Consider the following 16,899-nt stretch of genomic DNA (forward strand, 5'->3'; position numbering starts at 1 on the left):
TTATTATTGTATTTTCAATCAGTCGCTGTCAGCAACTCTTTTTTACCACTCAACCACAAAATCTTGGATTTTGGGTATAAGTTGAACTCGGTTGATGAAGCCATGGTGTAGGCGCCCACTTGGGTGGCAATGAATAAATCACCAATGGCCAGTTCTGGTAAAACGATGTCCTCATCAATCACATCAATGCTGTCACAGGTGGGCCCTGCCAATACACTGGGGTGCAATCCTCTGGTTAAGTCATATTCTTGGAGCGGCGATATGGGGTATTTGGCATGGTCAAACATTTGTCCGCTGAGTACACCATAAACCCCGTCATCTAAGTAATACCAAGTGCGTTCGCCACGCTGTGCCATGCCAACCACAGACAGCAATTGGATGGCGCTGGGGCCTGCAATGAAACGACCAGGTTCTGCCAATATTTCAATCGAGTCATCAACCTGTTGTAGTGCATCATTGATGGGTTGACAGAATTCTTCAATGGTGGGACAAGGGCCATTGTATTCAATCGGAAAACCACCGCCGATGTCCAAAATTTTCCAACCCACATTGGGCATGGTTTTGAACACATCCAAACACTGTTCTATGGCATTCACGTGTGCATAAGGGGCTGGCACTTGTGAGCCCACATGAAAAGACAAGCCAGCAATGCGAATGCCACTGTGTTGCGCTTGATCGACCAATGCCGGAACTTTGGTTAATTCACAACCGAATTTTCGAGACAAATCGACCACCGCATCTTGGTTCCGGAAACTGACCCGGATCAACAGTTCTACTTGGTCTTTAAAGGCTTTGAACTTATCCAATTCATGGCTGTTATCAACGACAAAATAGCGACAACCAAATTCGATCGCTTGACGAATTTCAGTTTCTTTTTTGATCGGATGGGTGTGGATACAATGCGTGGCATCAATCGACAGGCTTTTCAGCAATTCAATCTCGCCTTGGGTGGCGAGGTCAAAGCCACAACCCAATCCATGCAGGTGATTAATCACATCAGGATTGGACAAAGCCTTGATGGCATACCGCATTTTTACCTTGGGCAAGGCTGCGACCAAACTTTGGTATTGTGAGGTAATCACGTCTTGGTCAATGATGACCGTCGGGGTACCATGTTCCGCTGCAATTTTAGTCAGTTTTTTGCGCGAATAATTGCCCAATTGATCAGGGTAAACCTGTTCAGCAAAGTGGGCTTTGAGTTGAATTAAGTTACTCACGATTGGGTGCCTGTGGAATCAATGGCTGTCATCACGTATTGCGGCAGGGCAAAACTGGCTTGGTGGATGGCTGCATTGTAATATTTGGTTTGAATGCCGGCTTGCTTGATTTTTTGCTGTAATTCAGCGACATCGGGTTGTTTTATTTTTGGGTTTTGGCTGGCCCAGGCAAAAGTCATGATACCTCCCACATAAGTCGGTACAGCAGCAGCATAAAAAGTCACGTCATTGAAACAAGGACTCAAACGCCGGTGTGTAGTGGTGACTTCATCCAATTGCATAAAGCTCACGCCATTTTGTGCCACAAAAATACCCTCTTGATGTAAGCAGGATTGAATGGCTTGGTAAAACTTTGAGGTGAACAAAGACTCACCAGGACCTATCGGGTCAGTGGAGTCTGAAATGATGACATCAAATTGTTCAGCACATTGGCTCACAAAATTTACCCCATCATCAATCACGATATTGACCCTGGGATCATCAAAAGCACCGGCAGAATGGTTCGGTAGGTACTTCACACACATATCAATCACTGCTTGGTCGATTTCAACCTGAGTGACTTGTTCTACCGAGGGGTGTTTCAGGACTTCGCGCAAGATACCGCCATCGCCACCACCAATGATCAAAACCCTTTTGGGTTTGGCGTGGGAGAACATGGGGACATGGGTCATCATCTCATGATAGATGAATTCGTCCTTCTCAGTGGTTTGTACCACCCCATCGAGCATCATCACTGTGCCCCATTGTTGGTTGTTGAAAATCACCAAATGTTGATGTTCGGTTTGATGCTCAAACAACACCTCATCTACCTGATAAGCCTGGCCCCAAGTTGGGTACAAGCTTTCAATCAATGCTTGTGTATTTTTCATTTGATTTGGCCGCGTGAAATGTTATCTACTTGGCAAGAATCAGGGTTGAAAAACTGTTGGAACACTTCCACTGCTTTTTCAGGTTCGGCATCGCCACACATGAACACATCAAAAGCCGCGTAATTTTTTTCCGGCCAGGTGTGCACACTGATGTGAGATTCAGCCAATACAGCCACACCAGAAATGCCACCGTTGGGTGTGAAATGGTGTAAATGGATGTGTAACAAAGTGGCTTTGGATTTTTCAACAGCCAAACGCATCGCGGCTTCCATGTGCGCTAAATCATCCAGGCGTTCTGCGCCCCATAAATCGATGATCAAATGCGTACCGGCAAAAACTTTTCCATCGCGATGAATAAAATGATCCAAACGGTCATCTTCTGGGCCTTGTTTAAAGGTTGGCCAGTGCGCTTCATTAGCTGGGTTGTTGCCAGGGTTGTTCCATGAGTTATTTAGGTCAGCCTCATGGTGCTGAGAGTAAGGGGTTTTTAACATCATTTTTTCCACTTAAAAACCATTGTGGAATCAGGCCCCACAATAAAAAAAGCGGCTGAACATTGAATGTGACAGCCTTGCAAAAAAAACCACTTGCCACCGACAAGCAGAAAAAGTTCGCGCATTATTCACAGAAGGGAAGTAAAAATCAAGAAATAATTATCAAGCCAATGAAATATTATTCATTCGCTGATTTACTCACGGAATTGTTGGTAATAATCCATTAACTGAGCCACGTCTTTTTTCATCCCTGGCAGGGTGTTTTGTAGGTACCAGGTTTGATAATCCAAACCACACACTTGAGGTTCATGAGCGCAGGTCAAAAGCATCAGGGCTGAGGTGCTGTCGCAAGTCACTCCCTGTTGGTATTGACAGGCAAGCAACATGATTGCCATGCTGCTGATTTGGTTGGCATATTGTTGGTCATGAGTTTTTAATATTTGTGTGATCGGAAATATTGTATTTCCACCCCAACTGTGCATCATTGCTGATAACATCATTACTGAACTGTTGCCCTCTTTGATGGATTGAGTCAAGATTTGCATGCTCACTGTCTGGCGGTCAAATGCTGTCAAATGTGGGTTTTCGCTGGTTTTAATCAGCTGGCCCAATTGGCTTTGGGGTTCGAATAACGCATTGGTTTTTTTTCGGTCATTGATGGCAAATAAGGATGGGTATTTGGTATGGGACAGTTCACATTTTTGTTGGATGGATTGGGTTATTTTTTGTTGTTGTTGGTAGCTGGCATGTTTTATCAACTCATTGACAAATATGTTGGTTTTGCACATCTCTAGAGTCCACTCCATCGAATATATTTCGACAAATGGATCATCACTGTAAAGTTGAAAATTGATTTCATCTAACACTTGTTGCTGTAATTCTGAAACAGTTGTATCGGTTGTAGTCACATCAACTTTAGCAGTGATTGGGATTGATTCACGGGAGCTAACTGAGTTCTTTGTTGTGGGCACTGATCGAATTGAGTCTGGTGACAACCTTGTTGGTGCTGCGGTGGGTTCAGGTGCATGGAGGGCGGGATAACCCAAGCAAAGCAGCAGTAAAGCCAGCGACAACAAACCCAGTGCTTTAGTTTTCATACAAACCTCGCATGATTTCTAACAGCAGTTGTACATCTGCCCATTGGTTTTCATTCATCCAATGGTCTCGATAAAATGTCAGCAAGTCCAAGTCACAGCTTGCGGCAGCTGGCAAGGCAGGGTTATCAAAACAATGGTATTTGATCCATTGGCTGTTCGGACCGCAGTTGGCGCCCAATTCACAAAGGTACAATTGGGTGGCGTTGTTAATCACCAGCGCAAATAATTGAACATCGGTGATTCCTGTCAGTTGAAGTACCACATCACCTGGAGAAACGTACTCTATAAAGGGTTCTTTCAGCTGACCCTTGCCGATGTTTCGGTAGGGGTAATGGCCGATGTATTGTATGCGATTGGTTTGTTCTAAGGTCATTTGGGCTTCATAAAACACATCGGCATCCTTGCTGTTAAGGAAGTTGAACATTTGGTTGTTGACCAGGTTGAATTCATCTATGGCAGCTGTTCTGGTTTCCGGGTCAACCAATCTGAGTGAACTGAGCGTTTCTTTCAACACCGCTTCTTCGGCGAAAGTCTGGGCATATTCTTTTTTTAGCGCTGTTTGGTCTTCGGTGGATTGGATTAATTGGTTTATTTCACTTCGCCTTATCCGCAATGCTTGTAATTGTTCTCGAATCACTGCTATTTCTTGGGCGTTTTTGGTTTCATCGCCTTTGGATGCATCCAATACATTTTGAAAGCGCTGTTGCCATTCAGGCTTCAAGTTGACCACTGAGGCAATGGCTTTCTCTTTGTTTGACTTAGGAGTTGCGGCAAGTAAATAAGCATTCAACTGTGCTTTGAGTCGGTTATGTTTATCCATTCCCTGCTTTTCTGTGATGTTGGAATGTGGCAGGTTTAACGACTCTAATCGATGCAATAAATCGATGCATTGATTGGCATGTTGTTGTATGGCTTTGCTTTGAGGAGCGGTGGCTTGAACGAATTGTTCTGGGTGTTGTTGGCTTAATGTTAAATTCAATCGAGCCACTGGGTCGTAGTTTGGTTGGTTTTGATAATCATAGATGACTTGATGGCATTGAGCCCACAAACGGGTCATGCGATATATGTCCAGATAACTCAGTTCTTTGTCGGACATACTATCCTGAACCGTTACAAACTCGGGTTCCTCATTCAGTCGTTTGGGTCTATTTTTGGGTTTGGTGTGGGTGTTGGTTTTTAAGTTTTTATTGACATCAGCAGCTTGCTTGCTCAACACATTGGGGGTGTTTTGATGGTCCGAATTACCTTTGGGCCAAAACACCCACAACAAGATCAATAGCAGAATCAGTAAAATTTTTTTCATGTTATTGTTTTTGCTGACAAGCCTCTTACTTACAATTGATAGTAACAATCTTCCGCTTTAAATTTTTGATGGACCAAGCCCAAATCTTTTAAAGTGGCAGTGGTTTCGGCCACCACATCTTGTTTTAGTTCAATTTGCTTGCACCACTTGGTGTAGGACAACCAGGCTGCTACATCTTCTGGCTGTAAATCAAATTGCTTGGCAATGATGTCGATTCGATTGGTGTTGTGGTAAAGCTGCTGCGCTTGTTTGAAAGTTTCTTCCAGCAGTTTTTTGACTTTATCAGCATGTAAGGTCAAGGTTTGGTGGCTGGCGACTACTACAAAACAAGACCAAGGCGTCGGGCATTCACCAATGCGTCTGAATTCGCCACTGTCAACATAGGGTTTGGTGGTGAATTTTTCCCAAAAGAACACATCGGCCTGGTCTTCTCTGAAGGCCATGCGGGCGCCATCCAAGTTATTGATAACGCGAAATTGTAATTTGTGCACTGGCCAGTTTTCTTGTCGAGCGTGTACATAGGGCATCAAATGAGAACCTGAACCATAGCGACTGATGGCATAACGATGGTGGTAAATTTCATTGACATCGGTGATGTCAGAATCAGCTGGCACATGGATGCCCCAAATAATCGGAGAGTCGGTATAAAAAGACACGATTTTATAATTGGCACTGCGGGATATGCCTGAAATGGCACCTTCAGTCAGCAGGATGGCCACATCCAATTCATCGTTTTTGATGGCTTGTATCATGCCACCTGTGCCTTCATAGAAGTCGGTCCATTCGGGCTTGATGCCCTGCGCTTGCAAGGCGCCGGATTGACGCGCCAAATGCCATGGTAGGTTGTAGTGTTCTGGTACGCCGCCAATTCTGAGTCTGATCATGAATGCATCCACAAAAGCGATATTGTATCATCGCCAAATTGTAATTCTGCAACATTATGCACACATAATCGAGCGATAGAATTTGGATTTTACTGTGTTAAACTGACCCGATGAAATGGTTGTTGTGTTTTTTGTTACTGGGTTTTTCTGCAGTTAATGCAGAGGTGAAGTTGATGGTGTTGGGCGGTCAACATACACCGGTTAAGTTTGTGGCATTGCCTTTTTCTTATCAGGGATCAGGCTTGAGTCCGGCAGTGGCGGTTGAAGACCTTATTGTTCAAGCTTTATCGAGCACAGGCTTGTTCAGCATGCCCTATCGCTACGATGTACCAGCCAACACCAACAACATGATGGCCTGGCAATTCAATGGCATACGCTATGTCTTACAAGGGCAGTTGATTGAAGCGGACAAGATGCTGACTTTGCGTTTGTCTATTGATGATACTTTGGGTTTGCAACCGACCATCAGTAGGGTGATTTTGAACCCAGAACAGTTGACCTTGAGCAGTCAAATGTTTGCTGACCAAGTTTACCGCAGTTTGTTTTATGCCACTTTCACCAACGACACGGAAAAACAATATTTAGCCAATGAAAACCCTGTTTTGACGCGGTATTTGAACCAATTGGTCATGACTTTCAAAGCGGCTTGGGTCAATGACCAAGGCAAAGGCAGCTGTACCGTTGATATCCAACAAATGCCTGGTGGGGTGCCTTTCAAAAGTGAATTAAACGAAGACTGTTTTTTAGACAGGGCTTTGCCCAATGAAATTCAGCAAGCACTCGAGTCCATTGAAGTTTTGCCATATGAAAATTACCAAACGGTGTTTGAGCGAAACCTAAAAATTGAGTTCATCAGTCTGAATTAAAATGCATTAATGAATGCTGTCTGAGTTCGCATTGCGTTGCAGGTGAAGATCGGTATCGATCAAATGATCATCCATACCCCAGTCCCTTAACTGTTTTATAATCCAATCCTGTGATTGGTCTTGGTGACAGTCATGGCAAGCATTGGGCGAATTTTCAACACCTAATTTCTTAGACAACAAGGGGTTTGGAATGGATCCCATGTTGTGAGTTCGAACAAGATGGGTCACACCTGATACTTGATTTAACATGTTTTTCGGCATGTGACAGTCATAACAAAACGAACCTTTTTTGCCCGCTGTGTGGTTGGTGTGTGCAGCTAAATTTTCTTCAATGTTTTGGTGGCAACTTAAACAAAATTCATTACTTTGTTCAGTGGCTCGGAGCAAGCCAGTGCTGGCTGGTTTTTTGTTGTTGTGTGGGTCATGACAGGTGTAACAGCGCATGTCTGTGGCTTGGTAATGGCTTGAATCAGCAAAAGAACGAAACATTGTACCCAAGCCCTTGGGTCGTCCATCCGGCCACACTTCAATGGTCGGTACGGTTCGGCCAGGTTCCAAGGGTGCTTCGGTAAAGTAGGCAGACAAGTCGTTCAACTGACCGTGCTGATCGAAACCCGGTTTATAATTTCGATACAGGGGCTGTCGTTTTCTGAAGATGTCAGCGCCATGACATCTGGCGCAGACGCTCAAGGCAAAGCCTTGTTCTTGTTTGCCTGCATTGATGATAAATGGTGCTGTCTTATTGAGTAAGTTTTGGTCTAGCCATGACGCCATTCGGTTGATTGGGTGGCCTTGCATGTAATCAACATGTTGACTGCCTGGGCCATGACAAACTTCGCAACCCACACCAATTTCAGTCCACTGTACATCGGCAACCGTGTGTGCATTGTCTTTACTGATTTCTTGTAAATTGGTGGTGTGACACCGTGCACAATATAAATTCCAAGCAGAATTCATTGGTTTCATTTGTTCCCATAAATCATGCACAGACTGAGGCGATTGTTCTTGTTCATTCCAATAGGCAAAAAAGGATTGTCTGGGCACTGACCATTGAATCGGCAAGCGCCGCAACACCCCGCCGACTTCTTGTGTCAGGTAGGTTTGTCGGTATTGGTAACCAATGACCTTATCAATTTTAAATTCAGTGAAAGCATTGCTGCCTTGATCACGCAAAGCCATGAAATATTCACCTTGTCTCTGGTACATTTTGGCAACGGGTGGTGCATTGGAGTCTTCAATATTTTGTTGAGGTAGGTAATATTGACCTGATGAAAAATTCCCCACGATGGTATTTTCTTTGGGTTCATGTGCGATGTTGTGATGTGGTGAAATTTTCCAGGCGTCGTAATTAATCCAATGACAATCACCACAAACTTGGCTGCCCACAAAATCAGCATGAAACACTTCAGGTGCTGGTTCACGCAACCAAAAAATACCCATAATAATTAACAGTACAAAAGCAACCAAAAGGGCCAGGTATTTCATTTTCTCTTTTTGATGATGGTCAAGGTTTCATCCGGCAAGAAATCGGTAATGAACAAGCTTGATTTGAGGGCAGCCAACAGTACGCTTTTGTCTTCGGCATTGTTCACGTATCCCCAATGATTGAACAGGTACAAATCGGTGTCTTTCTGATGTTCGGTTAAGGTGCCGCGCCAGTGGTCTTCAGAGGGAATGGTTCGGTCTTTCCAGACCCGCAACACGGTCAGTTTTTCACCAACCACAGTCCCCATCAACAAGCGTTCGATTTCACCTTGGTGGACATATGAAAATAAGGGGATGTCAGCTGCATCAGGCTCCACCAACATGGCTTGATATACGTTGCCCCAAGTTCTGGGTGTAAAGCTTTGCCAACCTGCTTGATTCAACTGTTGTTCCAAGGACGGTAAGTCGGATTGGATGATGATATCCAGGGCTTGTTCACCGGTATTGGCCCAGCCAGTGGTTTTCTCGGTATTTTGTTGGTTCAGCCATTCTGGTTTCAATGCGAGGGTGTTGTTAGAAAACAGGAACCATGCAACAAAAGGCATCAACAACACGGTGGTGATGTATGTGATTTTAACCGGCAGGCCAAGGAATTGTTTGCGACTGCGTGTGCGAAAGGCAATACCGATAACCAAGGCCCAAATGCTGGCAATCAAAATCGATAACAAGACCATGGCCAAATTCATTTTGAAGAAAAACAAAGTCGAGAAGGCGAATAACAAGATCAATACACCCGCAAAAACATAAGGCCAGCTGCGCCATTTTATGGGAAAGGCGCCGGCCACCAAAATACCCCAGAAACAGGCCAAGGCGGTGAACCAAAATACATGGTGGTCTGCAAAAAAGTGCCATTGATCATGGCCCACCCTGCAAATCAAGACAGAAAAAATATAGGCACTGAGTGAAACCAATAACCAGTGATTTAAAACGATCGTCATGCGTCGGTAAAAAAACCAAGCTGCAACAGTCAGGGTGGTGATCAAGAGACTGAGGTCGTGTCCAAGAAACAGCAGCCATTTCATGGGCAACACCGTCCATGGATTGTGAAAGGTGAAAAAGAAGGATTCGGAAGCCTGGTTCCAGCGCAACAAGGTGGCGTTGATGGCGATGAACCAAATGGCTGCGACCAAAAACACCAACAACAAAACAGCCAACATGGCAAGTGAACCTTTTTCAGGTTGTCTGGGGTCAACCAAGCCTGAAGTTAATCGGCCCAATTTGGGGTGTTTTTGGGTCCAAGTCAGCAGACCACTGAGCCAGTGATATGCCTTGGGGACCCATAATTTGTAGACCAAATTTATCAACCAATAAACCACCCACACCGAAACCACCAAAACCAACACCAAGACGGACATTTTGACGGCCACCTTGGCCATGGTTTCCATCGCAGAACCAAACAACATACCGGGTAATAAATAAAACGGCGCCCACAGAATCGATGCCACCAAGCTGATGACAATGTAGCGCTTAACGTTCATTCCCATCATGCCAGCAATGGCAGGAATGATGGGCCTGACTGGGCCGACGAAACGCCCAATAAAGACACTGACACCACCGTATTTTTGGAAAAAAGCTTGGCCTTTCTCAATCAATTCCGGAAATTTGTATATGGGCCATACCTTCAATAAGTTTTGTTTGTATTTATGACCAATCCAAAATGAAATGCCGTCGCCTAAAAAGCCGCCCATTGAAGCCCATAGCCAAGCCGTGTAAAAGTCCAAAACCCCCAAGCCAATGAGGGCACCCAAACTGACCAAAAAAGCCGCACCAGGGAAGATGATCCCAACCAACAACAATGATTCGGTAAAGGCGAATAAGAAAATCAGAATCCCAGTCCAGTTGGGATTCGCTTGAATCCAGTCGTAAATGTCTTTGACCCAACCGGTAGGTTCCATCAGCTTATGCCATTATGGCCGATCTGGCGGCGGTTAACGTTTGTTCGATGATGTCATCGTTGTGTTTGCTGCTGACAAAGCCGGCTTCATAAGCCGAAGGTGCTAAATAAACACCTTGTTCAAGCATGGCATGGAAAAAACGTTTGAATTTGTCTTCATCGCAGTGTTTCAGGTCGTTGAAACCAGTGACTTTATGATCGGTAAAGAATAAACCAAACATGCCGCCTTGGTTGCAGCTTGAAAAAGGCACACCAGCCTCGTCAGCAACGGCCTGTAATCCATCAACTAATTTTTGTGTTTGGCCAGATAGATAAGTATAGAAACCAGGTTCAGAAATGAGGTTTATCATGGCAGAACCGGCGGCCATCGCCAAAGGATTTCCAGACAAAGTACCTGCTTGATAAACTGGACCATTGGGTGCAATGTAATCCATGATGTCTTTGCGACCACCGAAGGCGCCTACCGGTAAACCGCCACCGATGACTTTGCCAAAAGTGGTCAGGTCAGGTTTAACACCATACAGTTCTTGGGCACCGCCCAGGGCCACCCTGAAACCAGTCATCACTTCATCAAAAATCAACACCGAACCATACTGATCACAAAGAGAACGCATGCCCTCAAGGTACCCAGGTAGTGGCTCAATCATGTTCATATTGCCTGCGATGGGTTCAACGATAATGGCTGCCACCTCATCACCCACTTCGGCCATCAAGTTTTCAAGGCAGGTTAAATCATTGAAGGGAACGGTTAACGTCAAGTCAGCCACTGCTTTTGGTACGCCCGGAGAACCCGGTATACCCAGGGTCAAAACGCCGCTGCCTGCCTTAACCAAAAAAGAATCGGCATGGCCATGGTAACAACCTTCAAATTTAATGATTTTATCGCGATTGGTAAACCCACGTGCCAAGCGAATCGCACTCATGGTGGCTTCGGTCCCTGAATTGACCATGCGCACCAATTCAATCGACGGAATCATGTTGCAAATTTGTTCAGCCAGAGTCACTTCAGCTTCTGCCGGTGCACCAAAACTCAATCCACGATCAACCGCAGCATGGACAGCTGCCAACACATGTTCATTGCTGTGACCGGCAATCATTGGCCCCCAGCTGCCGATGTAGTCAATATAAGACTTGCCGTTAACATCGACCATGTGTGGCCCTTTTGCTGTGGCGATAAACAGGGGGTCGCCACCCACACCTTTGAAGGCCCTGACTGGAGAATTGACACCGCCTGGAATGAATTGTTGTGCTTTGCTGAATAAGTTGTGGTTGTTGTCCATGTTTATGATTGTATGTGTGGATACGAAAGCTGCCATTATAATTGTTTTGACATGGTTTTTGCATGGCATACAATGGACTTTTGAAAATAACTGCTTGAATTGATCTGTATGTCACAATCTCAACCTCATGCCATTGCGGCAGGTCATCCTGAAACAGCCGCAGCCGCAGCCAAAATTTTGCAACAAGGTGGTAATGCCTTTGATGGCGTACTGGCTGCAATGATGATGTCATTTGTGGCTGAACCGTTGTTGTCATCTCCTGGTGGCGGTGGTTTTTTATTGGCAACAGGTCCTGAGCAACAACCCAAAGTGTTGGATTTTTTTTCTGACACCCCTACAGTGCCAGCGGCAGAAATCAGTGCTGATCAATTGGATTTTTATCCCATCATGGGAGATTTTGGGCCACGCAGCCAGGAATTTCACATTGGTCATGCAGCCGCAGCTGTCCCCGGGGTCCCAGCTGGCATATTCAAAGCCCATGAAAAACTCTGTTCTATGCCTTTGAGTGAAATTGCGGCACCAGCAATTGCGGCAGCTCGACAAGGTGTTAAGGTGAATCACCAACAGGCTTATGTGGCGATGATTCTTGATCCAATCATTAAATCCACCACTGCCAGTCAATCCATTTTCTCAGGTTTGAGGTCTGGTGCTGTCTGGAAAAACCCACAACTGGCAGTTTTTCTTGACAGGCTGTCAACCGCTGATCATGACTGGTTTTACCAAGGTGAAGTGGCGCAATCCTTGTCACAACAAAGGGACAGTTTGTTACAGTTTGATGATTTTTCGAAATACCAATGTGTCATCAGAGAACCGTTGACCTATGAGGTGGGTTCATACCAAGTCATGACCAATCCTGAACCCAGTACAGGTGGGCGATTGATCATAGAACAATTGAAGAGGCTTAAATCACGGCATGACGATGCTGCTGTGCTAGAAGCGATGCAACATGCCGATGACTTAAAACGAAATCCAATGACAGAAGTGTCTCGTGGTACCACCCACATGAGTGTGGCAGACAACCAAGGCAACCTGGCAAGCCTGACCCTTTCCAATGGTGAAGGCAATGGTCAAATAGTGACTGATTGTGGTTTTATGTTAAATAACTTTTTAGGTGAGGAGGACATCAACGCCCAAGGATTTTTTAATTGGATCCAGAGACAACGCATGCAATCGATGATGTCACCCACGCTAATCACCGGACCTGATCAACAGTATGCGCTGGGAACGGGTGGCTCTAACCGAATAAAAACCACATTGTTTCAGGTCATCAATCATTTGCTCAACAATCGCAAGATACTTAAACACGCCATTGAAGCACCGAGGATGCATTTTGAAAATGGGCATTTAGACATTGAACCAGGTTTCTCAGAAAGTGCGCTTTCGTTACTTAAAAAACTCAATCCCATTCATTCGGAATGGCACAATCACAACCTGTATTTTGGTGGTGTGAATGCTGTTCAAACAGGTGAAACAGTCGCTGCGGTGGGCGACTTTCGTCGACATGGCTGTGGCATAGTCGGTCATTAAAACTTTGATTTGTATTGGCCTTGGCTCAGCCTGCTGCAAACCGTTGCCAGCAATCACAGGACCTAAGCAAACTCATTATTGGCAGTGTTTCAGTGCCATATGATAGGTTTCGAGCAAGTCCTTCGGGTGGTCTGAAATGGAATGGCCGCTTAATTTCATTTGATTGATGGCGTTCAAGTCATAGACGTCACCGGCCAACATGTCTTCAACCACACAGCTGGCTGTTGCTTGGTCCATACCGATGTTGGCTGATTTTACTTTTTCAATCACAGCGACTTTGAGTTTACTGGGTCTTGTTGGCTTGCTTTGATTGTTGACTTGCTGATCCGTGCAAGCAGTTAACAGCATCACAAAGGTGCATACAGTGGGTATAGCGCGAACAGCTGCCTTCATGTGTTTTTATGATCCAGAGTGTTGAGGATCATCAGTATAGCAAAAGTCCCCCAGTGCCATTGCGGTTGCAGCAAAAGAAAAGTGTGTGTGATCAGTTGGGCGCTGTTTTTAATTGAACAAGTCGATTGAAATCAGTGAACTCATAGCTACTCTGGGTTAAAATCAGTGTATTGCACACTGATAATTAGACATGGATAAAAGCGAAGAAAACAAACTCACTGAAGACAAGCTTGATAATCAAACGCAGCTCAACGAGGCCGAAGAAGAACTGAGCGATGTGGTTGAAGTAAGCAATGAAACTCAAGTGGTGGTAAAAAAATCGGGTGCTGGCATGGCTGTATTTTTATCTGTATTGGCTTTGCTGGCCACGGCTTATTTGTATTATCAGGACTGGAAAAAGCCTGATGCAGTGATGGCAAATAACAGTCATGATGAGGTGATTAAAACATTGTTGGATACCGATAAAGTGTTGCAAACTGATTTAACAAATACACAGGTTGATGTGAACAATGTCAAGCAACAACTGGCGGCCATCCAGACAGCGGTGGAACAGCAACTGAATGAAATCAGTCAACAAGACAGTAGCCAATCAGCCAGTGCCACAGACCCAGTTCAAGTCTTTGATAACAGCCTCAATGAACAATCCATTGAACAATTGACCCAGCAGTTAAATGCCCAGTCATTGTTGATTACCCAGTTACAAACACAGATACAAAGCCAGGCATTATCAGCGGCCACAGAACCCAGCTTGGTAGCCAAAGAAGTGCTGCCAGAAAACGATGGCATGTACCTGTATCGAATGGCGGTTGATGTATTGAACAGAGTCAGGGTGTTGATCGATACCCAGCGATTGTCTTTGGCCATCGAAACACTGGACGACTTTTTGAATTTAACTGAGGTTGAACCAGCCAGTATGAGGCAAATGGCACAATTACGCCGTCAACTTAAAAGCCTTAAATCACCTGATTTTGATGATTTAAGACAGCAGTTATCTGACTTAAAATTGACAGTCGATGAATTAAAGTTAACTACCGAAGACGCAGAAGTTGAAGAAAGCAGTTGGTACAGTCGGTTGGTTACTGTGAAAAAAATAGCCAACGATGAAGCCATTAATTCAACTGCCAAGTTGATCGAATTCAAAACCGCGTTGAAACAAGCATTGTTCCAAGCGGGCTTGTATTTGACGGTTCATGATCAGCAAGGGTGGTCTGACAGTCTGACGGAAGCGGTTGAGTTGATGAAGCAACAAATGCCTGGCCAGCAAGCTGTGATACGCCAGCTGAACCAACTTGCTAAACAAGCTGTGGTGATTGAGTTACCTGCTGAAATTGATATTCAATCTTTGATTGATGAGTTGAAAGGACTGCGCTGATGCTAAAAACCATTAAAATAGTGATCTTGATCTTGTTGCTGTTATTGGCAGCATGGTTAACCCCCAAGTTAATCAATAACCCCGGTCTGATTCAGATTGAATTACTGGGTTACCAAATTCAAATGACAGCCATTGCTGCCGGTATTTTATTGGTCTTGGTGTTCTTGTCCATTTGGTTGGTTTTTGGTTTGTTGAAAGCACCGAAAAAAGCGGTCCATCATTTGACAGCCAACCAAAGTCGTAAAAAGTTTGCCCGTGGTTTATTGGCCCTCAGTGAAGGCAAATGGTCACAAGCAGAAAAATTGCTGTTGGCATCGGCTGAAAAAAGCCCTACCCCAGAGCTCAGTTATATGGCGGCGGCAAGGGCAGCTGTGGCGCAAAACAACTTGGAACAGGCCGAGGCACATCTGGATTTGGCCGAAAAGGTCATCGACAACCCTTTGACTGTGGATTTAACCCGTTGTGAAATATGGATCAAATCAGGTCAAGCCGAACGGGCTTTGCCGTTGTTAGAGACCATATTAAAAACTTATCCGAATAATCCCAGGGCCGTGCATTTATTGACCCAAGCCTCACAGCAAACACAAGATTGGAAGTTGTTACAAAACACCATCCCTAAAGCTGAAAAATTAAAACTCATCAATCACCAACAAAGCAATCAATTGAAACAACAAGTGACCATGGCGCGTTTTGCCGAAGCCGCTGACCAAGCAGAGTTGCAGGACATTTGGCAAAATTTGAGTAAAAAACAACAAAGCAAATACAGCCACACTTATTGTGAGAATGGTTTGCGTTTGGGTGCCTATCAAGAGATCACCAGCCACATAGAAAAAGCCCAAAAATATCAATTTGACGAGCAGCTGGTGGCTTATTGGTCGGCGCTGCCACACAACCTCAACCACCGCCTTAAGGTGGCAGAAAAATGGTTGGTTCAACACCCAAAAAAAGCTTCGGTGTTGTTGTGTAATGCCAAATTGCAAATGGCAAAAAAACAATGGGACAAGGCAGAAAGCTTGTTGTTGGAAGTACTCAAAGTGGCACCCAGTGCCGAAATCAATCAGCTGTTGGGTTTGATATACCAAGAAAAAGACCAACCTGACAAAGCTTTGAATCACTTTCGTGAATCGGTGGTGCCTAACAACCATGCCATCAGTGTGATTGATGAGCATGAACTTAACTCTTAAACAACCTAAATAATGAAGAAAAAAGAATTGTCAGAATTCACCGATCAGGAATTGTTAGAAGCAGCCAAAAAAAGCAAATCAATGGCCACAATTAATGCGTTGTTAATAGGCTTTATGATTGGAGTGATCATTTTCAGTATTGTGAAAAACACGGTTGGTTTATTCACCTTGATTCCTTTGTTGTTTGCATTCAAAGTATTGAATCAACCGAAAACCAATGAAGAATTAGAAAAACGACTGAAAGAAAGGAACTTGAAATAGATGATGTGGTCAATTAGGGTTAACTATCCAATGCCCCATCTAAGGCGATGTGCCTAACGAGATTAATATGAGCCAGCAAACCAAACTATTTTTTTTGTTAATTTTGATTTCAGTTTCTACTTTACTGGCGGCAGCACAAACTCAAAGTGAATTCGATCAAATCTGTGGTAACAACAGCCATGCCGCAGAATTGGGTCAGTTGATCAAAGGGCACCCATCACAACAAAGACAGTCGTTGCAATGCAATGCAATATTGGCAGAAATTGCCCAACAACGGGCTGAACAGTTGGCCAATAACAGCGCCGATCCAGAGATCACTCCCAATCAAGTTATCATCAAAGGCGGTTTTCGTGTACCCAATTATTACCCAGTCATAGGGAATCAAGTTGAAGCAGTGGCTAAGAATTTTGATCAAGCGCAGCATGCCCTCAGTTACCTGCTTGAAAGCGGCAAGCACCATGACCACATCATGGGAAAAGGTGATTTTTTTGCTTTGCAAAGTCAGTTAGGTGTGGGGTTTTTTAAAGCGCAAGAAGACACCCAACACGATCAGTGGGTGGTGTTAATTGCACAACCTTGGCAGTCACCAAAAATTGTGTATCAACAACAGTTCAATATGCCGTTCAAAATCGCCAAAGGGTGTGAAAAAGATTGGCAAAACAGCAACGATGAGTTTTTGAAACGAAAATGCAGCAGTATGGGCAGAACCAAACGCAATTCGAACAAAGAAACGCAACTGGATTGTGATGAAAAGACCTGTGAAATACAGTAGT

The 16,899-nt window shown here is 44.6% G+C and carries 16 protein-coding genes; 6 read left to right on the top strand and 10 right to left on the bottom strand.

Annotated elements, in window-relative coordinates; genetic code table 11:
* Positions 1–14: 14 nt before the first annotated feature.
* From CCS90_RS02370 to CCS90_RS02395, 6 genes are all read right to left on the bottom strand, one after another.
* Positions 15–1,217: a type III PLP-dependent enzyme gene (locus CCS90_RS02370; RefSeq protein ID WP_211336951.1), complete on the bottom strand. Its 1,203-nt coding sequence runs from the start codon at positions 1,215–1,217 to the stop codon at positions 15–17.
* Positions 1,214–2,086, bottom strand: a complete 873-nt coding sequence (speE, locus tag CCS90_RS02375; RefSeq protein ID WP_099017899.1) for a polyamine aminopropyltransferase — start codon at positions 2,084–2,086, stop codon at positions 1,214–1,216. Before speE ends, CCS90_RS02370 begins: the two co-directional genes overlap by 4 nt.
* Positions 2,083–2,580, bottom strand: coding sequence for an adenosylmethionine decarboxylase (speD, locus tag CCS90_RS02380; RefSeq protein ID WP_099018719.1), 498 nt, complete (start codon positions 2,578–2,580; stop codon positions 2,083–2,085). Before speD ends, speE begins: the two co-directional genes overlap by 4 nt.
* A 194-nt stretch (positions 2,581–2,774) precedes the next feature.
* The gene (locus CCS90_RS02385; protein WP_099017900.1) at positions 2,775–3,677 is read right to left on the bottom strand and encodes a hypothetical protein; all 903 of its coding nucleotides are present in this window, start codon (positions 3,675–3,677) and stop codon (positions 2,775–2,777) included.
* Positions 3,667–4,980, bottom strand: a complete 1,314-nt coding sequence (locus tag CCS90_RS02390) for a hypothetical protein (protein WP_099017901.1) — start codon at positions 4,978–4,980, stop codon at positions 3,667–3,669. The genes CCS90_RS02385 and CCS90_RS02390 overlap by 11 nt, the downstream gene beginning before the upstream one ends.
* A 29-nt stretch (positions 4,981–5,009) precedes the next feature.
* Positions 5,010–5,864: a substrate-binding domain-containing protein gene (locus CCS90_RS02395; protein WP_099017902.1), complete on the bottom strand. Its 855-nt coding sequence runs from the start codon at positions 5,862–5,864 to the stop codon at positions 5,010–5,012.
* Positions 5,865–5,974: 110 nt separating this feature from the next.
* On the opposite strand from CCS90_RS02395, the gene CCS90_RS02400 reads away from it, so the two are divergent.
* On the top strand, positions 5,975–6,730 hold the full coding sequence (locus CCS90_RS02400) for a hypothetical protein (RefSeq protein ID WP_099017903.1): 756 nt from the start codon (positions 5,975–5,977) through the stop codon (positions 6,728–6,730).
* 6 nt (positions 6,731–6,736) lie between these two features.
* On the opposite strand, the gene CCS90_RS02405 is transcribed toward CCS90_RS02400, so the two are convergent.
* The 3 genes from CCS90_RS02405 to hemL are packed head-to-tail and all read right to left on the bottom strand — an operon-like array spanning position 6,737 to position 11,389.
* Positions 6,737–8,215 (bottom strand): multiheme c-type cytochrome, encoded by a 1,479-nt coding sequence (locus tag CCS90_RS02405; RefSeq protein ID WP_099017904.1) that lies wholly within the window; start codon positions 8,213–8,215, stop codon positions 6,737–6,739.
* On the bottom strand, positions 8,212–10,110 hold the full coding sequence (locus CCS90_RS02410; protein ID WP_099017905.1) for a DedA family protein: 1,899 nt from the start codon (positions 10,108–10,110) through the stop codon (positions 8,212–8,214). Before CCS90_RS02410 ends, CCS90_RS02405 begins: the two co-directional genes overlap by 4 nt.
* Before the next feature lie 4 nt (positions 10,111–10,114).
* Positions 10,115–11,389, bottom strand: a complete 1,275-nt coding sequence (gene hemL, locus CCS90_RS02415; RefSeq protein ID WP_099017906.1) for a glutamate-1-semialdehyde 2,1-aminomutase — start codon at positions 11,387–11,389, stop codon at positions 10,115–10,117.
* A gap of 108 nt (positions 11,390–11,497) precedes the next feature.
* Here hemL and CCS90_RS02420 point away from each other — a divergent pair, with 108 nt between their 5' ends.
* Entirely contained in the window at positions 11,498–12,916 is a 1,419-nt protein-coding gene (locus tag CCS90_RS02420) for a gamma-glutamyltransferase (protein ID WP_099017907.1), read from the top strand.
* A gap of 75 nt (positions 12,917–12,991) precedes the next feature.
* On the opposite strand, the gene CCS90_RS02425 is transcribed toward CCS90_RS02420, so the two are convergent.
* Complete coding sequence (locus CCS90_RS02425) at positions 12,992–13,309, bottom strand: hypothetical protein (RefSeq protein WP_099017908.1); 318 nt, start codon at positions 13,307–13,309, stop codon at positions 12,992–12,994.
* 190 nt (positions 13,310–13,499) lie between these two features.
* Here CCS90_RS02425 and CCS90_RS02430 point away from each other — a divergent pair, with 190 nt between their 5' ends.
* From CCS90_RS02430 to CCS90_RS02445, 4 genes are all read left to right on the top strand, one after another.
* A complete protein-coding gene (locus tag CCS90_RS02430) occupies positions 13,500–14,681 on the top strand; it encodes a hypothetical protein (protein WP_099017909.1) in 1,182 nt (393 codons plus the stop codon).
* On the top strand, positions 14,681–15,865 hold the full coding sequence (locus CCS90_RS02435) for a heme biosynthesis HemY N-terminal domain-containing protein (protein ID WP_099017910.1): 1,185 nt from the start codon (positions 14,681–14,683) through the stop codon (positions 15,863–15,865). The genes CCS90_RS02430 and CCS90_RS02435 overlap by 1 nt, the downstream gene beginning before the upstream one ends.
* A 12-nt stretch (positions 15,866–15,877) precedes the next feature.
* The gene (locus CCS90_RS02440; protein WP_099017911.1) at positions 15,878–16,126 is read left to right on the top strand and encodes an FUSC family protein; all 249 of its coding nucleotides are present in this window, start codon (positions 15,878–15,880) and stop codon (positions 16,124–16,126) included.
* Between the two features lie 67 nt (positions 16,127–16,193).
* Positions 16,194–16,898, top strand: a complete 705-nt coding sequence (locus tag CCS90_RS02445; protein ID WP_099017912.1) for a hypothetical protein — start codon at positions 16,194–16,196, stop codon at positions 16,896–16,898.
* Position 16,899: the final 1 nt, after the last annotated feature.

Origin of the sequence: Marinicella litoralis (assembly GCF_002591915.1) — a bacterium.
In the GTDB taxonomy this organism is placed as follows: Bacteria; Pseudomonadota; Gammaproteobacteria; order Xanthomonadales; family Marinicellaceae; genus Marinicella; species Marinicella litoralis.

Coding starts and splice junctions, on each gene's coding strand:
- speE (WP_099017899.1), bottom strand. CDS start 2,086: ATGAAAAATACACAAGCATTGATTGAAAGCTTGTACCCAACTTGGGGC.
- speD (WP_099018719.1), bottom strand. CDS start 2,580: ATGTTAAAAACCCCTTACTCTCAGCACCATGAGGCTGACCTAAATAAC.
- CCS90_RS02385 (WP_099017900.1), bottom strand. CDS start 3,677: ATGAAAACTAAAGCACTGGGTTTGTTGTCGCTGGCTTTACTGCTGCTT.
- CCS90_RS02390 (WP_099017901.1), bottom strand. CDS start 4,980: ATGAAAAAAATTTTACTGATTCTGCTATTGATCTTGTTGTGGGTGTTT.
- CCS90_RS02395 (WP_099017902.1), bottom strand. CDS start 5,864: ATGATCAGACTCAGAATTGGCGGCGTACCAGAACACTACAACCTACCA.
- CCS90_RS02400 (WP_099017903.1), top strand. CDS start 5,975: ATGAAATGGTTGTTGTGTTTTTTGTTACTGGGTTTTTCTGCAGTTAAT.
- CCS90_RS02405 (WP_099017904.1), bottom strand. CDS start 8,215: ATGAAATACCTGGCCCTTTTGGTTGCTTTTGTACTGTTAATTATTATG.
- CCS90_RS02410 (WP_099017905.1), bottom strand. CDS start 10,110: ATGGAACCTACCGGTTGGGTCAAAGACATTTACGACTGGATTCAAGCG.
- hemL (WP_099017906.1), bottom strand. CDS start 11,389: ATGGACAACAACCACAACTTATTCAGCAAAGCACAACAATTCATTCCA.
- CCS90_RS02420 (WP_099017907.1), top strand. CDS start 11,498: ATGTCACAATCTCAACCTCATGCCATTGCGGCAGGTCATCCTGAAACA.
- CCS90_RS02425 (WP_099017908.1), bottom strand. CDS start 13,309: ATGAAGGCAGCTGTTCGCGCTATACCCACTGTATGCACCTTTGTGATG.
- CCS90_RS02430 (WP_099017909.1), top strand. CDS start 13,500: ATGGATAAAAGCGAAGAAAACAAACTCACTGAAGACAAGCTTGATAAT.
- CCS90_RS02435 (WP_099017910.1), top strand. CDS start 14,681: ATGCTAAAAACCATTAAAATAGTGATCTTGATCTTGTTGCTGTTATTG.
- CCS90_RS02440 (WP_099017911.1), top strand. CDS start 15,878: ATGAAGAAAAAAGAATTGTCAGAATTCACCGATCAGGAATTGTTAGAA.
- CCS90_RS02445 (WP_099017912.1), top strand. CDS start 16,194: ATGAGCCAGCAAACCAAACTATTTTTTTTGTTAATTTTGATTTCAGTT.